This window comes from Algoriphagus boritolerans DSM 17298 = JCM 18970, from assembly GCF_900108085.1.
In the GTDB taxonomy this organism is placed as follows: Bacteria; Bacteroidota; Bacteroidia; order Cytophagales; family Cyclobacteriaceae; genus Algoriphagus; species Algoriphagus boritolerans.
The window spans coordinates 21,534-43,440 of the sequence record NZ_FNVR01000032.1 but is presented as its reverse complement, the minus strand read 5'-3'; the positions used below and the strand labels follow the sequence as shown (position 1 = coordinate 43,440).

Genomic DNA, 21,907 nt, shown 5'->3' with positions numbered 1-21,907 from the left:
GATATAAAACGGATTAGAAATCCGCAAACAGTTCCTCGGGATTGCAAATCCCGAGGAACTGTACCTACCTCACCTCCCTTTTCACCTTTTCCAAAAACAAGCCCTCCACATAAAACTGCCAGTCGGAAAAGTTCAGTGCCTGATTGGCTAGATGGACGTGGTGATCCTGATCCAGCAGGTAATCAGCAGGTTTGTTCAATTGGCGGGTTTTGCCATAGACTTCCTCCACTTTGGATTGGATTGAAGCCCACTCCGCTTCCATTCCAGCAAGTTTGGCTTGGGCCTGTGCTCTTTTCTCTCCGCTCGGTTCGTCGAGTTCTGCCAGCGTAAGAATCGCCCGATTGGAAAATTGAACTGCATGGGCCACTTGCTCATAGACGTCAAGTGTATAAAAATTTCGAACTGCACGCTTTTTGGATACCTGAATACGCTGAAGAATGGAATCTACCCGAACCAAATTCGCTTTAGCAAGTTCGATTTTTTCCTGATACCTAGTAGTCCACACTCCGGCTGAATCCGGATTAGGAAGAGAAATCAAAGCTTCTTCTATCGGATTTTTGAGTTTTCGCAGGCGATTTCGATCTCTTTTTTTGTCCAAAAGCATATTTTTCCAATCCGCCACCGGACCTTCTAAGGCGTTGATAAATTCATGCTCATCCGAGGCAAGGGCAGGCCCAAAAGCCCTTTGGCGATAAGCCTGATGGAGTTCATTCCTTGATCTTTTCTCCCCAGCCCAAGTGTATTCAGCGAAAATGGAAATGCCCCTTTGGTACAATTCAAAATGCGGAGAATCATCATCCCAGAGTGTCAAGAGCAGTCCATCTGCCTTATTTCGTATGGAAATCAAAGCAAAATCCCGGATATTGTTGGTATTGCTCTGATCCTGCGGCATGAGATTCCATCGGGTTTGTCCGGCCGTGGCTCCCATCACGTTGAAGTCGTTGTCAGTAAACCATTTGATCGCCCGATTATTCCCCGGGGACTCGGGCATATCATAGTTCCAACGCATGTAAACACAGTTTTTCGGAAACATATCAATGTACTTGTTCAGATTTGGTTCGTTGACAGACCAAATACTATCGACTTGTGAAGCGGTCAATTCCCTGTCATAAATGGAACGATAGACTCCGGCATTCTTCAGCGGCATATCATCCCAAAAGATCGGTGTTAGACCCTTTTGCGCAGCATAATCACTCACTCGATTGAGCCAGATCAACTGCAGTTCAAGAGGCGATTTCCCGCTATTTCTGCCTGTCGTATGTACTTCATCACCTCCTACATGCAGGTAATTGGCGTAAGGAAAAGCCTTCAAGGCATCTTCATAGAGGTCAAACTGAACTTGATATGTTTCTTCATTCAGGGGATTGAACGCCCAATCGCTCTCCGGATCATCACGTAAAGGTTCGTACTCTTTGTGTTTCAGGATAAATGAAGCATGTCCCAAGCCCTGAACCAAGGGACTGATCCGGATATTTCGGGCTAGGGCATATTCACTGATTTCTTTCCAGTCTTCGATTGAAAATGCATCCTCGGAACCGACTTTAGGCTGCAGTTCATATTGGAGCTTGTCTTCGATTTCGACGATCACTGCATTGATTTTTTGCGCAGCAAAGCGATCCATTAGCTCAAAGTAGTACTCCTTTTTCTCCAAATGATGCTTCACATCCAGATGGACTGCTCGGTATGCAAGCGCAGGTTCGTCGGAAATAGTACAAATCGGAAGTGGTGCATTTTGGTCTTTGGCATCTTCCAGCAACTGTCCTAAAGTCATCAATCCATACCATAGCCCAGCGTCAGTTGAGGACTCAATTTCTACTTTACGATCTGAAATTTCCAGAACATATCCTTCAAAATTGGCATCAAATTCAGGAACCAAAACAAACGATATCAGCTCATTTTGAAAATCAGCAAGGGATTGACGTGAAGTAAAATGGCTTTTCGCTTCTTGGAATACCAGCTCCACCTCATCACCCTTTAAACCTGAGCTTCCTTTAATTTCAAAAGAAACCGGACTAGGAAGAATTATGAATTGAGCATTGGACTGTGATTTTTTTTCACAGGAGAAAATGAGAAAAAGCAAAAACGCGAAAGCTGAGTAAAGACGGAAGCGCATAGGATTTGGGTGAATTGTTTTCCAAAAATTAGGAAAATCCTGACTATTACCACTCAAAAAATCCGTAATCCGACCAAAATCCATAATCGGGCTTTGTTATTCCTCCTTTTTGCCTAATTTTTAGGTTCTAGAATTTGGACCAAAGTCCGAACCATTAGATTTCAACCACAACCAACCCAAAATGCTGACACTTCTGATTATCCTGGTCGCCTTGGCCTTGATCCTGATTGCCATCGTCAAGTTTGATATTCATCCATTCTTGGCACTTTTTGTTGGAGCGATTACCTACGGCTTAATGATGCAAATGCCAACTGACCTGATCGTCAAATCCATTGCCGATGGATTTGGAGGAGTGATGGGAAGTGTAGGTCTCCTGATTCTGCTGGGGGTCATTATGGGGACTTTTTTGGAAAAAACAGGAGGGGCCATCGTCATTGCCGATCGGATTCTAAAGTGGATCGGAGAAAAGTTCGTCAACCTCTCCATGATGTTGAGCGGCTGGATACTATCGATCCCGGTCTTTGGCGACAGCACGATCATCATGATGAATCCGATTGCCAAGTCACTTGCTGCAAAAAGTGGAATTTCCTATGCCGCAACGATTGTGGCACTTTCGCTTGGAGCCATGGCAAGTCACGCCTTAGTTCCTCCTACTCCAGGTCCCATTGCCACGGCAGGAATCTTAGAAGCAGATCTAGGCCAGGTGATTTTTTGGGGAGCAATTGTTTCCTTGATTACCTTGATTCCGCTTTATTTTTTTGTGAACAAGTTTGTGGTAAAAATCCCTTTAGAAGCAAATTTGGCGCTCGATGAAAAATCCCTTGACAAAAAACAACTCCCCGCATTTTCCTCTGCCTTAACGCCAATTTTAGTCCCTTTATTTTTAATTATTCTCGCCTCAATAGCTAACTATCCTACCAAACCATTTGGAGAGGGCCAATTCTTTCAAGTGATCCAATTCATTGGTGCTCCTGTGATTTCCTTACTTATAGGAGCTCTCCTTTCTTTTACTTTACCCAAAAAATTTGAAGTGAAACTCCTCTCCACCTCCGGATGGATTGGTGAATCCATATTACTGGCGGCTCCGGTTATTTTGATCACGGGAGCCGGAGCGGTTTTCGGGAAAATGCTCCAGAATTCCGGGGTTGGTGACTTGGTCACTTCCAGCATGAGTGATGCGAATTGGGGGATTTTTCTTCCGTTTTTGATCGCCTTTGCGCTAAAGACGGCTCAAGGTTCAACTACAGTAGCCATGATCACGACAGCTTCGATTATTGCGCCTATACTCAGTCCTTTGGGATTGGATTCCGAAACGATGAAAGTATTCACAGCATTGGCTATCGGGGCTGGTTCGCTTTGTATCTCACACGCCAATGACAGCGGTTTCTGGGTGGTCACCCAACTCTCAGGAATGACGATCAAGCAGGGAAATATGTCCCATAGCTTGGGGACTTTGATCGCCGGATTGACAGCAATTTTATTGATTTTTGTATTGACTTTGGTGATTGGGTAAAACGTCCGATGTCGGGTGTCCGAGGACCGATGTAAGACCTACTTCATCATTCGAAATTCAAGATTCGATGTTCAATATTTCTTGTCCGATGTCGGATGAAAATGTGGAGTCTACAAGTCATTATTCGATACCTGACTTCCGGCGGAAGGTTAAGCTACTTGTCTTGAGTTATAGGAGGCTCCAAGCAGAACTTCAAATCCAACTTCGATTTGAAAAGTTCTCAATTCCTCTTCCGCTGTCCTTTCAGAACTGTCTGGTGCTTCTGGAAGCGCACCGGATTCTCTCCAGGAAAAGAAAAGCAAAGCAACATACCAACCGCACAGGTTAGCAGGGTAGTTCGATGCATATACTTACAAGCATTTTGGGTTTGGGTAATCGAACATTAGAATTGACCAATACCGTCGATTCCAATTTGCTTTTATTCCGCTGATTTACAAGATGAAATCATCAGGTGGAAGGAATCCAATTTGAAAAGTCAAGGTTTGGTTCGGATCCGAAGGAGACAGAAGCCATTTGAGGACTTCTTCAGATGGTTCAGGACTTCAGACCTGCCCGATGCAAGCGGGCTTGGACCAATCATTATGAAGTCTTCAGACTGCATTTCAATTACCTCTTCTTACTTCAGACAGTCTGAAGACTGCATTAGCCTAAGCACAAGCCTGCCTTTCGGCTAGACAGGTCGAAATACTTGCACTAATTGAGACTTACTCAAATTGATTTTTCGAACCATTAAGGGAATTAAGAAAATTAAGAAACTCAGCTCAAGACCTTGGTCATAGTTTTCAAACTCTAATTTTCTCAAATCTTAATGCCCTTAATTTCTTAATGGTAAAATCAAAATATTGGAAAATAAAAAGTTATTGAGGTTGTTGATGAGTATTTCAACTATAAAAATTGAGCGTAGATTTCCTCCGACCCGATAGGAAAACAGAAGCCTATTGCCGACTTATCCTAACTTTGCTAAAAATACCTTCTATGAATTTTTCCGACTTGGGATTGTCTACAGATCTGCTAAAGGCTGTTCAACGTGCAAATTATGAAAGCCCCTATCCTATCCAGATTGAGGCTATTCCTGCGATTCTTGACCAAAAAGATCTCTTGGGCTTAGCTCCCACAGGATCCGGTAAAACTGCTGCTTACATCTTACCAATTCTGCAACGATTACTTAGCAAAAAAGCCCCGGAAGATCGATTTATCCCGGTTTTGGTGATCGTACCCACTCGTGAACTGGCGGTACAAGTAGCAGAGGTAACAGAGAATTTCAGCCGTTTTTTGCCCCGAAAAATCAAATCTATGGCAGTTTTTGGAGGAGTTTCGATCAATCCTCAAATGATGAAACTGCATGGAGTGGAGATTTTGATAGCCACTCCGGGACGCTTGATCGACTTGCTTGGAAGAAATGCCCTTGGAATCTCCCGGATTCACACCTTGGTATTGGATGAGGCAGACAAAGTACTGAACATGGGTTTCAGGGAAGAGGTAGAACATATTTTGGAATTGCTCCCAGCTCGTCGACAAAACGTACTTTTCTCTGCCACTACAGACAATGAAGTGGATATTTTGATCCAAAAACTCCTCAGAGATCCGGTCAGAATCCAAGTGGAAGAAGCTAATTTCACCCCTGACCTGATCGATCAACGGGCCTATCGGGTAAGCCCTGAAAACAAAGGGCCATTTCTGAGGCAATTGATTAACTCCGGAGATTTGAGTCAGATTTTGGTATTCACGTCCTCCATCAGAACGGCAGACAATGTGGCGACCAAGCTGACCAAGAACGGAATCGCTGCGGTGGCTTTTCACGGGGATAAAAGCCAAGGTGCAAGAACAGAAGCTTTGGCTCGATTCAAGTCAGGCAAAACCCGAGTTTTGGTAGCAACAGATCTCGCTGCTCGGGGGATTGACATTCAATATTTGCCCCTGGTAGTCAATTATGAATTGCCTCGCTCACCAAAGGACTACATTCACAGAATCGGCCGTACAGGTCGAGCAGGATCAGCAGGAGAGGCAATCTCATTGATCACTCCCGAGGAAATGCATCATTTCAAAGTCATCCAAAAGAAGATGGGAAAGTGGGTTACCCTGCTCAATTCTGAGGATTTTGGGAAATCAAAAGAAGAATCAGATTCCTAATTTTGAACTGACTAATTGATTTGACCAACCAAAAATCCATCTAACGAGCCGTGGTCTGTTGCCTGTGGTCTGTCGACTGATCATAAAAACTCATACACACTTCGATACGCCCCTTTTTCCTCAAAATAACCCAAGAGCGAATCAAAAAAAGGATTGTTGGCGAGCGTACTGCTATCACCGATCACGATCAATTTTCGCTTGGCCCGGGTCAAGGCAACATTCATTCTTCGCTCATCCGCAAGAAAACCAATCTCCCCTTTTTCGTTGGACCTCGTCAATGAAATCAGCATCAAATCCCGCTCTTGTCCTTGAAAGCCATCGACCGTATCAATAGTCATCCAGTCTGAAAAAGCCCTGAGATTAGGAAACTCAAACGTATCGAAAATCAAATGTTTGAGCATCCTGACTTGCGCAGAATAGGGCGCAATCAAGCCAATGGACCAATTTTTTTGTTTGAAATGCGCAAATCCGATGCGCTTTAGAGTATCATTCAAATAGGTGCAGGCAAACCTGGCTTCTTCGGGATTGAAGGTGCTCAAACTTTCCTCATTTACCTGATCGGAAAAACCGGAACCTGCCGTATCGATCCATTCCAAAACCGGCTCTTCTTCTGTAAAAGCATGGAATTCGGTATTTTCTGCAGCCTGCAATTTCCCCTTATAAAACCATTCATTGGAAAAACCCATGATATCTTTTGGCATGCGGTATTGTACCTGAAGCATCTGGGCAGTTTGAGGTTGACGATGGATGATTTTTTCAAAAAGGGTAACTGAAAGTCCGGCTTTAGCGGCTTCGTAGGACTTGATTGTCGGTGGCAATTGACAATGGTCCCCTGCGAAAACCACCTTTTTAGCCTTCAAAATGGGAATCCAAGTCGCTGCTTCCATTCCCTGTGCTGCCTCATCAATAAAAACAATATCGAAAATCATTCCCTTCAGATGGGAAGAGGCAGCACCTACCAGGGTACAGGCAAAAACCTGCGTCCGCTGAAAGATGTCAGACCTGATGTAATCCTCAAGATGACTGGCCGCTTCTCTTATCCTGGAAACTTCCTGAAACATTAACTTCCGCTGCGCACGCTCTTCCGACCCATAATTTCGCTTGTATTGCTTTGCGATTTTCAGGTTTGCTTCACGTTCTTTCCGCAGCTTTTTCAGATCCCTGTAGCTGTCATGAAAAGTGATTTTGGCATCAAGCGTTTGATTTAGGATTTTCTCCTCCACGCGAGCCGGATGCCCCAGTCGAAGCGTGGTCACCTGGGCATCGACCAACTTTTCCACCAATAAATCAACAGCTGCATTACTTGGGGCAGCGACCAAAATCCGTAATCCCTGCTCCGTCGCCTGCTTAATCGCAGCGATCAGCGTGGTAGTCTTGCCAGTGCCGGGAGGGCCATGGACGATGGCAAAATCCTGTGCTGCAGTGATTTTTTGACAAGCTTCGTTTTGTGAAAAATTTAGCCCCTCTTGCGCTAAAGGATGTAGTTGATTGAATTTGGGTTTCTTATCTCCCAAGGCTATATCCCGCAGCTCGACAAGTCGGGGATTTTCACCCGCAATCACTTTTTTGACTGCCAGTTCCATTTCCCGATAGGTGTTTTCATCAAAAAGCAGATCCACGCCCAATCGGGAATCCAGCATCCATTCAGGCAGCTCATCCGCCTGAATTGTGACTACCATTGCATCTTTTTTTACTTGGTTGACCACGCCATTCACCCGGTTTTCGGAACCTTGATACCCCTCATGGGTTGAAAAAAAAGTCACCGATTTACCTGAGGAAAATGAGGAAGGATAGCTGGAATCAAATCGCTCAATCTCCACCAAAAGCCGCTCACCCATGCCAATTTTGCTTTTTTTCAGCTGGATCGGATGCCAGGTAATTCCTGCTTTTTTCTTTTCGGCTAAGGTGGTATTCAGAAATTTCTTTTTGTATTGAGCCAAGTCTTCAGCCCACTCCAATTTGAGAAGTTTAAGTCCTTCCTGAAGTTCATCTACTATATTCGACATCAATTCTTACTTTAGAATATTAACAAGGCAAACGTGATAGGGTTTATCCATCAAATTTAAAACATGAACTTTCTGGCGCACGCTTATCTTTCCTTTGACCGAGAAGGCATCCTAATAGGCAATTTTGTTGCCGATTTTATCAAAGGGAAAGAATTAAATCGGTATCATGACGAAATTTTTACAGGGATATTACTTCACCGAGAAATAGACGCATTTACAGACTCTCATCCATTGGTTAGAGCCGGACAATCTTACCTGAGACCGAGATTTAGACATTATTCCACTGTGATTACAGATATTTTCTTTGATTATTTTTTGGGAAAAAATTGGGAAAAATTTTCCAATATCCCTCTGGAAGATTTTGTAAATCAGACTTATAACACGCTTGAATCTCATTCTGACCTACTTCCGGAATCTTTCAAGGAGATGTTTTATTGGATGAAAAGTCAAAACTGGTTATATCATTACAGAGAAATCGAAGGAATCCAAAAAGCACTGACTGGACTGACCCGTAGGACCACTTTTGATTCCAAAATGAATGAAGCCCCGGAGGTTCTTCTTGAAAAAGAAGCGGAATTTGAATTGATTTTCTTCGCTTTTTTCAAGGAATTGGAGACTTTTGCCCGAGCTAAACTCATCCAACTACAGCAAATTCATGGTAGCCATTAAGCCAAAAATATCCACCTACATCTCCTTAAGTTTGATTTTGCTGGTGTTGCTGATTGGTTTGATCCTTTTGCTGCGTGATTTTGCATACAAGGGGAGCTTCGCGTTATGGTTTTACCTGTTGGCCTGCTCTCTAATTACATTGGTGATGCTGATGCTTTTGGTCAAGATGATGGCGGGTTGGCGATTTATCAGTGTGGTTAAGGACCAGCTAGTCGTCAAACTGCCATTAAAAGGCATGACCAAAGTTTACCCTGTGAATGAAATTATGCTTTGGGAAGAAGAAGTCATTCTTGCCAATAAAAAGGAATTCAGGCAGGTAACCATTGCTTTTACGGATAAAAATTCAATATCGGTATCCAATCACGAGCATGAATCTTACGCTGATTTGGTGAATTACCTGAAGAAAAAAGCAGCAAGGCAAATGATCAAAAATAAAAAAGCCTGAAAATTCAGGCTTTGATTTATTTTTTGGTTCTGAAATTCTTATCGTAAAGCTCGACACTTTCTCGGATAATTCGCATTGTGTCTTCTTTTCCAAGAAAGTCCTCCACTTTTACTTCTTTATTTTCCAGTTTTTTGTAGTCTTCAAAGAATCTGTGAACTTCCTTCATCAAATGAGGTGGAAGTTCGTCGATATCATTGATATAGTTGACGGACTGATCACCTGCAGCTACGGCAATGATCTTGTCATCTGCTTCGCCACCGTCTATCATTCGCATGACACCAATTACTTTGGCCCAAACCAAAGTCATGGAAGGAATATCGATCTGGGAAATAATCAAGATATCCAGCGGGTCATGATCTTCGCAAAAAGTCTGCGGAATAAAACCATAGTTAGCCGGATAGTGGACAGCAGAGAATAAAACTCGATCCAGCATCAACATGCCTGTTTTTTTGTCGAGTTCATACTTTCCCTTCGATCCTTTAGGGATTTCAATTACTCCCATTACAAATTCGGGGGCGTCTTTTCCAATGTTGACGTCATGCCAAGGATTAATCATATTTTTTGAATTTTGTTAAAAAATGGCTTTTTGCCGGCGTAAAGATACAATCCCGGGACAACTTTTCGCTCCTAAAATTCTCCTTTATTCAAAGAGGGAAGGGTGACCGTAATTGTCGTGCCTTCGTTGACTTCTGATTCCAAATCAATTTTACCTCCCATCTGTTCTACAGCTTCCTTCACCATGTACAGCCCCAATCCTGTTCCGACATTCTTTTGTGTTGCTCTGGCGAAAAGATTGAATACCTCCGCTCGGTATCGTTCCTCGATTCCGATCCCATTATCTTCAACAGCGATGATGGCATTTTCTTCAACCACATCTATAGTAAGGCTAATCCATTTTTGTCCGCCATGCTCTTTTTGAAACTGGACAGCATTGCTGAAAAGGTTATTAAGAATAACCCGGATTTTAGCTTCGTCACAGAAAAACGGGATTTGTTGATTGACCTGTACATCCACCTTAAAATGTGTCAGATCAAACTTCTCGCGATAGGCTTCCATTTGCTGGTTTACGATTTCCTGAAAGTGTATTTCTGTGATCTTGTGATCAATCTTAGTAGATCGGTAAAAGTCCAGCATCTTGTAGATGAAATCATCCAATTTGCCTGTAGCTGTATCGATCATTTCGAAATACTCCAGGGCATTGGGATCACTTATTTCCAATTTGGCAAGTTTGGAAATTCCCGAAATACTCATCAATGGCCCTCTCAATTCATGGGATAAGCTGTAGACGAATTGGTTCATTTCAGAGTGGAGCTTTTGAAGTTTAATGGTCTTTTCCTTCAGCTCTCTTCTCATAAAAAAGATATCCGCGGCGTTTTTGATGGAATTTTTGATCTGCTCGATATTCCAAGGCTTATCAATGAAGCGATAGACTTCCCCCTTATTGATGGCATCAATGACACTGGCGATATCTGAATAACCGGTCAGAAGAATCCGGATCGGATCCGGATTGATTTTGATCATTTGTTCGAAAAATTCCGTACCTGTCAATCCTGGCATTCGCTGATCGGCGATGACCACATGAATTTCTTCTTCTTTGGCGATTCGAAGACCTTCCTCAGCATCTATGGCTGTAAAAATCTTGAAGTCCTTTCGCAAGCTTGCTCGGAATGACTTTAGGTTATTATCCTCATCATCGATATAGAGCACATGAATTTTATCACTCATAGTTTGGGGCATTTTGATAAATAGGAAGTGAAATGATAAAAGTTGTGCCCTGACCTTCCTCCGTATTAACCTCCAGGGATCCGTTGTGATTTTCAATAATAGAATAAACTATGGAAAGTCCCAAACCTGTACCTTTCCCAACGGGCTTTGTTGTGAAAAAAGGTTCAAAAATTCGCTGTTTCACTTTTTCAGGCATTCCGGGACCATTGTCTTCTATTTCTACAACCACGTGATCGGCGAAGGCCTTTGTACGAACAGTAATTTTAGGGTCAGCAATCGTATCCAAATGATCCGACAAAGCTTGAACTGCATTATTCAGAATATTCATAAACACCTGATTGATTTTTCCGGCGAGACACTCGACTAAAGGCAGCTCACCAAATTCCCTGATAATCCTGATTTTGCCGGGAATGGTACTGTTGAGCAAAATGAAGGTACTGTTGATCCCGTCATGCAGGTCCACTTTTTTAATGTCCTGTTCGTCTACTCTGGAGAAAATCCGAAGACCCTTTACAATTTCAACGGTTCTTTTCGCCCCGTCGTCCATGCCTTTCAGGAGTTGCTCCACCTCATCAAGTACATAGTCCAATTCCAGATCTTCTTCTAGCTGTTTGGCTTCTTTCTTGGTGCCTTCAGAAAACTCCCTTTCCCCTGAATTTCGGTAGAATTCGATGACTTCCATGATATCCTTGATGTCACGTTTGAGGGGAGTAATGTTCGAACTTACAAAGTTGATTGGGTTATTGATTTCATGGGCGATACCGGCAGTCAATTGACCCAAAGAAGCCATTTTTTCCTGATTAACGAGTTGGCTTTGGGTGTTTTGAAGTGATCTCAAGGCATGCTCCAACTCATCAGTCCTCATTCTGACTTTTTGCTCAAGCATGGTATTCTGTTGTCGGATAAGCTCCTCATTTTCGTGAAGAATGAGAAGCTTTGCCGCCTGCTCTTCCTCTTTTTCTTTCTTGAGGATATTTATTTTATCCGCTAAAGCAAAAGAAAGTAAAACCACTTCCAAAGCTGATCCTAATGGCATGATATAAGCCGTCAGATTATTGGTAGGAATAATTCCCATTTCACTGAATACAAAAAGGAAAATGCCGATCATAAAAACAGTCCAAGCCAATAGGTAATACCTCGCTGGACTATAACCCAATTTAAGAACTGAAAGAGCTACCAATAGCACATATAACACAACTATTGATTGCGTGCCTAGAAGAACTTGATAACTTAAAGTTATTGAAAAGAAAAATGCATTCAATAAGATAAAACCATAAACTATAAAAATAAAATAAAACCCTTTATCAAGCTTTGGAACAAAATGTTTTGTTGATAAAAATTGTCGCAAAAACCAAATACCAACCAAACTAACCAGTGAAGAGAAAATAACTCCTGCCTTTAACTTCAACCATTCAGATTCAGGCCAAATCAATTCAATAGTATATCCCAATATGGAAGACTGAGCAAACCAAACCAAAATAGTGTGAATAACATAAATTAAATAAATTTTATCTTTGACGGAGAAATATAAAAATAGATTATAAAAAAACAACCCTACAATAACACCAGTAAAAATTCCAAATATTATATTCTCTCTATTTATCAAACGTTCAATTGTATGAATATCATTGATAGAAGCAGTAATTATGGTTTTGTTAATACTTTTCACTTTTAAATAAATCTCAATATTTTCTCCATGCGGAAGATCAATTTTAAAAATTATTGATTTTGAACGAATTACCCTCTCACTAAAATCATCTAACCTTCCTCCTTTACTGGTTTGAATTACATTTCCACCTTTAACAATATATAATTCAATATTATCCAGAGATGGATTATTTATAAAAAGGTATTTTTCATGTTCACGAGTAACATTTTTAACCAAATATCTAAGCCAAATAATATCATCATTAATTCCAAAATTTAGATTCTCATTATTCAAAGTAACGAATTCCTTAGAATCTAAAACATCATTGATATCAAGATCCAAATTATCACGCTGAATTAAAAAATCATATTTATTGATTATTTTGCTATTTGAATCAATTATCACTGGATTAGCAAGAAAACCCACAAAAATGAATACATTAATAAAAATCATCATGATTTTCTCCAATTAGGATTTTTTATTTTTAAGTTATACTTTATATCAATTGGTCCTTTGGGAGTTTGCTCAGTTCGTTCACATTGTAATTTTTCTCGCAAATCAAAAATATAATCTCTTTCTTCTTTTACTGCTAGTGGTAAATTTTTTACGTCTTTTAAAACTGCTAAAGTTGCAACTAAATCTAGTTTCGGATAAAAAAAAGTTCCTTTGTTCCCAATGCCTTCTTCTATTTCAAAACCCTTTTGAAGCGTTGGTTTTAAAGTATACTCAGCGCATAATGCAAATAAACTTTGAACATTTAGCTGAGCAGCAATTACCAATGAGGTTCTTGATAAGAATAATGCTCCAATTCCATATCCTGAAATGGCTCTACTATTCCACAACCCACCAATCTCACCTGTCCCTGTATCTCGGTATCTCGTAATTAAATCACTTATTCTGTCATCCACTTGAGAAATAGCACTTTCTAGAGGTAGTGGATAGTTTTGGTTAGAAATATGAATTCTAAGTCCACTAACCACCCTGTCGGTTAGGTTTTCATGAACAGTGACTACAAAAACATAAGGGTTATGTATCCATTCATTATTTGATGATGTAACCTTAGTGACCCCATATTCTTTTAGGACATTAATATGCCCCTCTATGAATTGCTGGCAAATCTCGGGTTCATCTATTGCTCTGAAAGCGTTGAAAGTAAACATTTTAAAGCTGAATTAAGGTGTCTTGCACGTCACGACGAAATGCTCTAACGGTAGGCTCTCCAGCCACATTTAATCGAAACATAAACAAATCCAAGTGATCGCAATCCCCTTCCCTTTTAAATATTTTGTCAAATTTTAACTTTAATTTTTCAATTTCTCTTACTTCATCCAATGAAAATCCGTGATTTCTCTCTTGGAGGACTTTTTGAAAGATAAACAGCATGGCTGTCACGGGTTGAAAACTTATCCCCAGCATATTTGCTTTGATCCAGATTCGTTGGAGTACTTTCCCGCCTTCGAGGTAGGTTTTAGGAGTAAATGAATCCCCTTGAAGCAGCATGATTGCGGATGACTTGGTTATCGTATCTTTAGAAATCTTGGTTAGGCCATAGCCCATCAAAAATTTTCTGAAAAACCTCATAGTTCTAGGGTCTTTCAGCAAGCCCAAGGCAGCTTTTTCGGTACCTGCTAATTCAAGGGTAGCTACATCTATTCCATCTTTGGTTTCTTGGGCATCCTTCTCCGTCCACCGGACTTCTTTGATGAAATCCAGCAAGCCTTCCTCATGGAAAAATCGCATCCGGTCCATTCCTCCTACTATTTCGGCCAGGTTTTCCAGATCGTTGTAAGCTTCCGTCAGCTTGATTTTAAAGCCTTCATTCAAAGCAAAAACCTGCAATTCTTCCAGTTTTGATTTGTCCAGAAGCTGTCTGACCGTATTTTTCCTATTGGTACAACGCAAGGAAATTCCATCCACGAGCTCAAAGTAAGGCACTTGTATCCGGGCTTTGTATTTTGCGACAAACCGAACCGAGCAGATCAACTCTTCCTCAAATTCACGAATATGATCTATCATCTCGATCTCCATCCCTTCCTGAGCTGCTGCCAGTCTTAAATTCTCCAAGGCTGCTCCAAATGCGATCAAAGATCCTGTACCCTTAAAATCCAGCATGGAGTGACTACGCTGCTGGTCATGAAATAGATGGAGGATCCCCTTGCGGTCAAAAACCCAAATCCACGGCTGAATATTCCCTCCCGATGGGGCCATGTTGGCCAATGACAGTAACCGCTTCAATTCCGAATGGGAAAGGATATACCCAGATTGCAGGATATGATCAGGAATTTGACTGATCAATCTATCTGAAAATGAAGCTACATTTTCAATTCGTGGTAAAACCAATTTCTCCTCAAACTGATCGATTTTGATTATTTCATCCAAATCGACATAATACCTACCCGAAGGCACATCATCTCCTAAAAGAAGCCTTCTCCCAACGTGAGCGACAGTAGCTCCTCCCAGGAAAACACCAGAAGCCAATTGCGGCCAAGAGGTGATAGAGGTGCCGATTTCCAGCAGAGAGGCTTTCATTCTCGGGGAGAGAGTTTCCAAGCCTGTAATTTTCAATCCAATGGCTACGCGCTCTTTATTGGACAGATTGGCAAGTTCAGACTTGGTAATCCCCTCCAGCAACCCGTGAAATATTGGTCTGTTGGGCTCTTTGTCAAAACGCTCAACGTCCAGCATTCCCCGATCCGACGTATCCATCATCACCGGGATGCCTTCGCATCTTGCCCTTTCTCTTACTAATAGTTTTATGTCAAGACTATCGCATTCATCTATCACCAAGTCAAGTTTGCCGTTTCCGGTCAAAAATTCTTCGAGATTATCCTCATTGATCCCTTCTCTGAAAAGCACCACTTTCAAATACGGATCGATTTCAGAGATTTCTCTGGCCGCAATCACCACTTTCTCAAGTCCAAGACTGGTGACTCCTGCCTTTAGCCTATTCATATTACTTAGCTCCAAGGTATCAAAATCAGCAAGTCTGATTTCCCCAAAGCTCCTTTCCAAAGCCATGGCTAAGGCAATGCTTTGGCCAACAGATAGTCCAACTATTCCAACCTTTTTTTGGCCCAGTACCTTTTGTTCTGAGGGTGTGATTTTGTAATTATTGCGAAGCGTGCGAATTCGTATGAAATCTGTTTCACCAAGAATATGGACCAGTATGTTTTTCCAGGGATAATAAACCCAGTTTCCAAAAAAATCTTTGTCTTTATCCTTAAAAAATTCAACTACCTTAATATTTAATTCATCTTTGGAAAATTGGTTTTCGGGATGATCTGATTTAATCAAATCGATAACCTGACTATCGATTTCATCTATAGTTTGAACATAATTGCTCGATCGCAACTCCTGAATTTCTTCCCAATCCAGCGAATTTGTCGGAAAGAAAATTAGAGGCTTGATTTGATCTTTAAGATCAAACCTTGTTCTGGTAAGCATGTTTTACTTTAGGGTGAGGAAGCTAGGTAAAGTTAGTTCTTTCTGCCTAAAGTCAAATTATTCACTATTTTTTTTTTAAAAATAGTGTCATAAAAGCCTTAGGCCTCAGAAGCAAATCAATCTGCTGAAATTTAATACTTGTTTTTTAAGTTAAAAACAGATTATTTGGCCAGTGTATTTCAACCTTTTGCGGTACCCTTGGATGGAAAATCAGCCTGAAGAAAAAATCAAAATCCTATACGTAGACGATGAAGAGAACAATCTTCAAGCGTTCAAAGCAACATTCAGAAGGGATTACAGGATCTTTCTTGCGATTTCGGCCAGAGAGGGAGAGGAAATTCTTGCCAAAGAGGAAATAGATATCATCATCACTGATCAACGCATGCCTGAAAAGACGGGGGTGGAATTTTTGGAAAGTATAATCCCGAAGTACCCTAAGCCAATCAGACTTTTACTTACCGGATATACTGATATTCAAGCCGTAATCGATGCGATCAATAAGGGTCAGGTTTACCATTACCTCACCAAACCCTGGGAAGAAGACTACCTCAGAACTGTAATCAAAAACGCCTTTGAAGTCTATGCTTTAAGGAGGGAAAACGAAAGATTGACCGAAGCCTTGCTCAAAGCAAACGAACAGCTGGAGTTTTTACTCCGTCAAAATCTCCTTTCCTGATCAATATCGGGCTGCTAACAGCAGTTGCAACTCTTTATGATTCAACCCAAACTTACGGGCTAAAAACGCATTGGTTAGACTACCTCTGTAGGTATATACCCCTCGGAGAAACCACTTGTAGTTAAAAATCATTTCCTCAGCTCCTCCCAAATCAGCCATTTGCAAAATAAGTGGAGTAAAAATATTGCTCAGCGAATAAGAGGCAGTCCGCGCTACCCGAGAGGCAATATTAGGGACACAATAATGGATAATATCATGCACCAGGTAGACCGGTTCGTCGTGTGTGGTCATCCTCGCAGTCTCAATGCACCCCCCTTGGTCTATACTTACATCAATGATAATACTACCGTGAATCATGTTGGCAACCATTTCCTCTGTGACCACAATTTTATTTCTGCCTTTTTCAGCCCTTAAAGCGCCAATCACTACATCAGCTTCTGCCAAGGCTTGGCCCAAACTAAAGTTATCAATTGTGGATGTATGGATCTGTTGCCCCAGCAGTTGCTTAATCCTTCGAAGTTTGTAGATATGATTGTCAAAAACTTTAATATTGGCTCCTAATCCGATGGCTGTTCGAGCTGCATACTCTGCCACAGTCCCTGCTCCAATGATTACCACTTGAGTAGGGGGCACACCGGTTACACCTCCGAGAATCAACCCTTTTCCTTCATTCACACTCGACAGGTATTCTGCAGCGATCAGCATCACCGTACTCCCTGCGATCTCAGACATAGCCCTCACCACCGGCATACCTCCGACCTTATCTTCAAGGTATTCAAAAGCTACCGCTGTGATTTTCTTTTCATTCAGCGCTTTGATGAATTCCGCATCCTGCTTTTCGAGCTGAAGGGCCGAAATCAGGCAACTTCCCGGAGACATTTCAGCAATTTCTTCGATACTCAGCGGATCTATCTTCAATACCACGTCAGCAGTAAGCACTTCCGTCCGTGAATAGGCGATTTTTGCACCCGCATCCGAATAATCCTGATCCTTGAACTTTGCACTGAGACCTGCCCCTGTTTCTACTATCACCTGAATGTCGTTATTGCTCAATAAGCCGACAGCTTCAGGTGTAAGTACCACTCTTTTTTCCTGAGTTGAAGTCTCCTTGGGGATTCCGACATGAAGTGGTTTTGCCCCCTTTTTTACCTGCAAGGGCGATTCTTTTGTAATAAGACCTACAGAAGTAAGTTCGCTTAATTCAGTTGACATTTTGGGTATGTTGAAGGGTGATGGTTCTGTCCTCGTCAGCGTCAATGACTATCTTAATTAAGAGAAATTCATCCGGAAGAAACTGAGCAATTTTCTCTGCCCACTCAATCCAACAATAATCTCCGCTATAAAAATACTCTTCTATTCCGATATCCAATGCCTCCCTGGGATCATCGATTCTGTAAAAATCAAAATGACAAATCCGCTGTCCGGAAATGGTTTCATATTCATTTACAATGCCAAAAGTAGGGCTACTCACCTGATCCTGCACTTCCAATTCTTTGGAAAGGGCTTTGATCAGGGTAGTTTTTCCGGCACCCATCTGCCCCTGAAACACCCAAATCTTTTTGTCACCTGCACGGGCAATAATCTGACGGGCAGCATCTTGGATCTGATCGAGTCGGTAGTGAATGGTATTCAAGAATTTTTAACGTTTGGCGGTCAGGTGCACAATCGGCACAATCATTTCTTCCAAAGATATACCTCCATGCTGAAATGTGTCCTTATAAAAATTAACATAGTAATTATAGTTGTTGGGATAAGCGAAAAAATAATCCTCCACAGCAAAGACATACGAGGAAGACACATTTAATCGGGGAAGCTTAGCGTCTTCCGGCTTTTTGATCTCAAAAACCTTCCCTGTCTCGAAATTCAAATTTTTCCCCTGCTTATAGCGGAGATTCGTAGACACATTTTTATCACCGATGATTCGATAGGGTTTGTTTACTCTCTTAGTGCCGTGATCCGTGGTGACCATTACCTCTGCTCCTGCATTATGAATCTTCTTGAAAAGATCAAAAAGAGAAGAATGCTCAAACCAACTGCGAGTCAGGGATCGGTAGGCTGATTCATCCGGAGCCAATTCACGGATCATTTTCATGTCCGTCCGCGCATGGGAAACCATATCCACGAAATTATAAACCAGTACATTCAGATCATTCTGCAAAAAAGTATGAAACAGATCCAAAACAGCTTTGCCCTGCTGCGTCTGAATAATTTTATTGTAGGTGAACTTAATCGGAAGACGGTTTTTGTCCAGGTTGACTCTGATCCAATCCTCTTCAAACTTATTCTTTCCTTCATCTGAATCTTCGTCTTCCCACAGTGCGGGATAGAAACGCGCCATATCCATGGGCATCATACCACTAAAAAGCGAATTTCTGGCAAAAGCAGTAGTAGTCGGCAAGATACTATAGTAGGTATCCTTTTCCTTCACATTGAAGTAGGGGGTCAATAGCTGCTCGAGATCCTCCCATTGATCGAGGCGAAGGTTGTCAATGACAATTAAAAACAATGGCTTCTTATCTTTCAATACCGGAAATACTTTTTCCTTCAAAACATGGTGGGACAACAGCGGCTTGTCTGGATTCTTCTCTGACATCCAATCCAGGTAATTTTCCTTAATGAAGCGCGCAAAAGAAGCATTTGCTTCAGATTTTTGGTTTTCCAAGACCTCAAGCATGTTTTTATTTTCGGTCGAATCTATCTGCAATTCCCAGAAAGTCAATTTCCGATAAAGCTCTGCCCAATCTTGATGATCCTCTGCATCTCCCAATGCCATGCTGATCTGCATGAATTCCTGCTGATAGCTTTGGGTGGTCTTTGAGTCAATGAGTTGCTTATTTTGGACAATCTTCTTTACAGAGAGCCAAATCTGACTGGGATTCAGCGGTTTGATCAGGTAGTCCGCTATTTTGCCTCCTATCGCATCATCCATGATGTGCTCCTCCTCGCTTTTGGTGATCATGACTACGGGAATTTGAGGCTTGATCTGCTTGATCTGCTGAAGGGTCTCCAAGCCTGTCATCCCGGGCATCATCTCATCCAGAAAAATCACATCAAAATTCCGATCTTCTACTTGCTCGATTGCATCTACTCCAGAATTGACGGTAATGATCTCATAGCCTTTCTGTTCCAAGAAAAGAATGTGTGGCTTAAGTAGGTCGATTTCGTCATCGGCCCAGAGAATTGAAGATTTTTGAGACATTTGGGTTTCCCTTTCTTTTAAAATTATAATTACTTTTGAGTCAATCAAATCAGCGCTGATTGAAAAGCCAGAAAATTCTGAATGATCCTGTTTATGGGTTCATTACTATTCCGAGTGAATTAATATTCACGATCATTGACCATCCCTACTTCCAAAGGTTACGCCGGATCAAGCAATTGGGTTTGACGGATTTTGTCTATCCGGGAGCGCTTCATACGCGATTTCATCATGCGATAGGAGCCATGCACCTGATGAGCATAACCTTGGACAATCTACGAATTAAAGGAACAGAAATATCCGATCAGGAATATGAGGCAGCTCTGATTGCTATTTTACTTCATGATATTGGCCACGGGCCTTTTTCCCATGCTTTGGAGTACAGTCTGCTCAAGGGAATTCCCCACGAAGCGCTTTCACTCCTGACCATTGAACTCCTAAATGAACAATTAGGTGGCCAATTGGACCTCGCTTTACGAATTTTTAAGAATCAATATGAGCGGAAATTTCTAAACCAATTGGTATCCAGTCAGTTAGACATTGATCGCTTAGACTACCTTCAGCGAGATTGTTTTTTTACTGGAGTTTCGGAAGGCACAATCGGAGCGGACCGCATTATCAAAATGATGGCTGTAAAAGACGGTCAATTGGTCATTGAAGAAAAGGGAATTTATTCGATCGAGAATTTCCTGAGTGCCCGGCGACTGATGTATTGGCAGGTTTATCTTCATAAAACTACCGTGAGTGCTGAAAAAATGCTCATCAATCTAATTCAGCGGGCTAAGTCTCTGGCTCAGACCGGCCATAAGTTTACTGTGACCGAAGAGTTTGAGTTTTTCCTCAAAAATGATTTCGAACTCGAAGATTTCAGAAAAAATCAAAGAATTCTGGAAAGTTTTCTGAGTTTGGATGATTTCGATATTTGGGGAGCGATAAAACTTTGGAAGCGGCACGAAGACTATGTACTTCGCAATATTTCTCAGATGTTTTTGACCCGAAACCTGTTCAAAATAAATCTGGTCAACGAAGCTTTTTCACCAGCCGAACTACAAGAAATGAAAGCCAAAACGCTCAAAAAATTACAAATACCGGAAGCCGATATCGATTATTTCTTTTGCACCGGAAAGGTGAGTAATTATGGATATTTGGCGACAGATCGGATAAATATTCTAACCAAAAAAGGTAAGGTAATGGACGTGGCCACAGCCGCTGACCTACCAAATATTAAAGTAATGAGCAAGATTGTGGAGAAACATTATGTATGTCAGGCTAAAAACCTAATTTTAACTCCCTAAACCCGAAAGCTGAATATGGAATTTACATTAGGCCAACTTGCAGCACTTTTAGAAGGAAAAGTAGAAGGGGATGATAGCCAGAAAGTAACCCGTCTTGATAAAATCCAAGAGGGTAAATCGGGAGGAATCAGTTTTTTGGCAAACGAAAAATACGAGCCTTTTCTGTACGAAACTGAATCAACTGCTGTGATTGTTTCTGAAGATTTTCAACCGGTAAAGCCATTTAAAACTACTTTGCTCCGAGTAAAGGACGCCTACTTAGGCTTCACCAAGCTTCTGGAAGCCTATGCACAACTCAGCAAAGCGATGCTAGTCGGCGTAGAGGAACCTAGCTATATGCATCAGACGAGCACCATTGGTGAAAATCATTACCGTGGAGCTTTTTCATACATTGGAAAAAATTGTCAGTTGGGCAAAAACGTGAAAATCCATCCTCAGGCTTTCATTGGAGACAATGTAAAACTTGGGGATAATTGCATCATACATCCCGGAGTAAAAATTTGCGCTGACACACAAATAGGCGATAACTGCGAGGTATTCCCTGGTGCAGTCATCGGTGCGGATGGATTTGGATTTGCTCCCCAAGCAGATGGTACTTATAAAGCCATTCCCCAAATCGGCAATGTGATCCTCGAGGACAATGTGTCAATTGGCTCCAATACCACCATTGATTGTGCCACCCTGGGCTCAACGATCATCCGAAAAGGAGTCAAAATTGATAATCAAGTACAGATCGCACATAATGTAATCGTCGGAGAAAATACGGTTATTGCCGCTCAGACTGGCATATCTGGTTCTACCGAAATCGGTAAAAACTGTGTAATTGCAGGAAAAGCAGGCATTGTAGGCCATATCAAAATCGCCGACCATACCACTATCGGGGCAAATACAGGCATCAGTAAATCGATCAAAAAATCCGGAGAAACGCATTTTGGATACATGTCAATGGATATGAAGGATTTTTTGAAGTCATACGCCCTGTTCAAAAATCTGGATAAGCTGGAGAAGCGAGTCAAAGAACTGGAAAAAAAGGGCTAATTTTGCTGC

The 21,907-nt window shown here is 41.6% G+C and carries 18 protein-coding genes; 8 read left to right on the top strand and 10 right to left on the bottom strand.

Annotation, left to right across the window (positions count from 1 at the left end; genetic code table 11):
- Nucleotides 1-64: 64 nt before the first annotated feature.
- Nucleotides 65-2,113, bottom strand: a complete 2,049-nt coding sequence (locus C4S61_RS18775; RefSeq protein ID WP_103926341.1) for a family 20 glycosylhydrolase — start codon at nt 2,111-2,113, stop codon at nt 65-67.
- A 181-nt stretch (nt 2,114-2,294) separates the two neighbouring features.
- Between C4S61_RS18775 and C4S61_RS18770 the strand changes: the two genes are divergently transcribed.
- The 3 genes from C4S61_RS18770 to C4S61_RS18765 all read left to right on the top strand — a co-directional run bounded on the left by C4S61_RS18770 (nt 2,295) and on the right by C4S61_RS18765 (nt 5,756).
- Nucleotides 2,295-3,626 carry a GntP family permease gene (locus C4S61_RS18770; RefSeq protein ID WP_103926329.1) on the top strand — a complete coding sequence of 444 codons (1,332 nt, stop codon included), beginning with the start codon at nt 2,295-2,297 and terminating at the stop codon, nt 3,624-3,626.
- 67 nt (nt 3,627-3,693) lie between these two features.
- Nucleotides 3,694-3,954: a hypothetical protein gene (locus tag C4S61_RS21920; protein WP_160111274.1), complete on the top strand. Its 261-nt coding sequence runs from the start codon at nt 3,694-3,696 to the stop codon at nt 3,952-3,954.
- Nucleotides 3,955-4,601: 647 nt separating this feature from the next.
- A complete protein-coding gene (locus tag C4S61_RS18765) occupies nt 4,602-5,756 on the top strand; it encodes a DEAD/DEAH box helicase (protein ID WP_103926328.1) in 1,155 nt (384 codons plus the stop codon).
- Between the two features lie 80 nt (nt 5,757-5,836).
- On the opposite strand, the gene C4S61_RS18760 is transcribed toward C4S61_RS18765, so the two are convergent.
- The gene (locus tag C4S61_RS18760) at nt 5,837-7,762 is read right to left on the bottom strand and encodes an AAA domain-containing protein (protein ID WP_103926327.1); all 1,926 of its coding nucleotides are present in this window, start codon (nt 7,760-7,762) and stop codon (nt 5,837-5,839) included.
- A gap of 63 nt (nt 7,763-7,825) precedes the next feature.
- On the opposite strand from C4S61_RS18760, the gene C4S61_RS18755 reads away from it, so the two are divergent.
- On the top strand, nt 7,826-8,431 hold the full coding sequence (locus tag C4S61_RS18755) for an acyl carrier protein phosphodiesterase (protein ID WP_103926326.1): 606 nt from the start codon (nt 7,826-7,828) through the stop codon (nt 8,429-8,431).
- Nucleotides 8,418-8,876 (top strand): hypothetical protein, encoded by a 459-nt coding sequence (locus tag C4S61_RS18750; protein ID WP_103926325.1) that lies wholly within the window; start codon nt 8,418-8,420, stop codon nt 8,874-8,876. Before C4S61_RS18755 ends, C4S61_RS18750 begins: the two co-directional genes overlap by 14 nt.
- A gap of 16 nt (nt 8,877-8,892) precedes the next feature.
- Here C4S61_RS18750 and C4S61_RS18745 read toward each other — a convergent pair whose 3' ends face one another.
- The 5 genes from C4S61_RS18745 to C4S61_RS18725 all read right to left on the bottom strand — a co-directional run bounded on the left by C4S61_RS18745 (nt 8,893) and on the right by C4S61_RS18725 (nt 15,693).
- Nucleotides 8,893-9,432: an inorganic diphosphatase gene (locus C4S61_RS18745; RefSeq protein WP_103926324.1), complete on the bottom strand. Its 540-nt coding sequence runs from the start codon at nt 9,430-9,432 to the stop codon at nt 8,893-8,895.
- 71 nt (nt 9,433-9,503) lie between these two features.
- On the bottom strand, nt 9,504-10,601 hold the full coding sequence (locus tag C4S61_RS18740; RefSeq protein ID WP_103926323.1) for a hybrid sensor histidine kinase/response regulator: 1,098 nt from the start codon (nt 10,599-10,601) through the stop codon (nt 9,504-9,506).
- Nucleotides 10,594-12,705: a sensor histidine kinase gene (locus tag C4S61_RS18735; protein ID WP_103926322.1), complete on the bottom strand. Its 2,112-nt coding sequence runs from the start codon at nt 12,703-12,705 to the stop codon at nt 10,594-10,596. Before C4S61_RS18735 ends, C4S61_RS18740 begins: the two co-directional genes overlap by 8 nt.
- On the bottom strand, nt 12,702-13,409 hold the full coding sequence (locus C4S61_RS18730) for a hypothetical protein (protein ID WP_103926321.1): 708 nt from the start codon (nt 13,407-13,409) through the stop codon (nt 12,702-12,704). Before C4S61_RS18730 ends, C4S61_RS18735 begins: the two co-directional genes overlap by 4 nt.
- Nucleotide 13,410: 1 nt before the next feature.
- Nucleotides 13,411-15,693: an Rv1355c family protein gene (locus C4S61_RS18725; RefSeq protein WP_103926320.1), complete on the bottom strand. Its 2,283-nt coding sequence runs from the start codon at nt 15,691-15,693 to the stop codon at nt 13,411-13,413.
- 202 nt (nt 15,694-15,895) lie between these two features.
- Here C4S61_RS18725 and C4S61_RS18720 point away from each other — a divergent pair, with 202 nt between their 5' ends.
- Nucleotides 15,896-16,369, top strand: coding sequence for a response regulator (locus C4S61_RS18720; RefSeq protein WP_103926340.1), 474 nt, complete (start codon nt 15,896-15,898; stop codon nt 16,367-16,369).
- Here the strand turns inward: C4S61_RS18720 and C4S61_RS18715 are convergent, their stop codons facing one another.
- From C4S61_RS18715 to porX, 3 genes are read right to left on the bottom strand one after another with little or no spacing between them, the layout of a single operon-like run.
- Nucleotides 16,370-17,581 carry an alanine dehydrogenase gene (locus C4S61_RS18715; protein WP_103926319.1) on the bottom strand — a complete coding sequence of 404 codons (1,212 nt, stop codon included), beginning with the start codon at nt 17,579-17,581 and terminating at the stop codon, nt 16,370-16,372.
- Nucleotides 17,571-18,002: a tRNA (adenosine(37)-N6)-threonylcarbamoyltransferase complex ATPase subunit type 1 TsaE gene (gene tsaE / locus C4S61_RS18710; protein WP_103926318.1), complete on the bottom strand. Its 432-nt coding sequence runs from the start codon at nt 18,000-18,002 to the stop codon at nt 17,571-17,573. The genes C4S61_RS18715 and tsaE overlap by 11 nt, the downstream gene beginning before the upstream one ends.
- 6 nt (nt 18,003-18,008) lie before the next feature.
- Complete coding sequence (gene porX, locus C4S61_RS18705) at nt 18,009-19,568, bottom strand: T9SS response regulator signal transducer PorX (RefSeq protein ID WP_103926317.1); 1,560 nt, start codon at nt 19,566-19,568, stop codon at nt 18,009-18,011.
- Nucleotides 19,569-19,627: 59 nt separating this feature from the next.
- On the opposite strand from porX, the gene C4S61_RS18700 reads away from it, so the two are divergent.
- Together C4S61_RS18700 and lpxD are read left to right on the top strand one after the other, a co-directional pair.
- Nucleotides 19,628-20,860: an HD domain-containing protein gene (locus C4S61_RS18700; protein WP_103926316.1), complete on the top strand. Its 1,233-nt coding sequence runs from the start codon at nt 19,628-19,630 to the stop codon at nt 20,858-20,860.
- A gap of 15 nt (nt 20,861-20,875) precedes the next feature.
- Complete coding sequence (gene lpxD, locus C4S61_RS18695) at nt 20,876-21,898, top strand: UDP-3-O-(3-hydroxymyristoyl)glucosamine N-acyltransferase (protein WP_103926315.1); 1,023 nt, start codon at nt 20,876-20,878, stop codon at nt 21,896-21,898.
- Nucleotides 21,899-21,907: the final 9 nt, after the last annotated feature.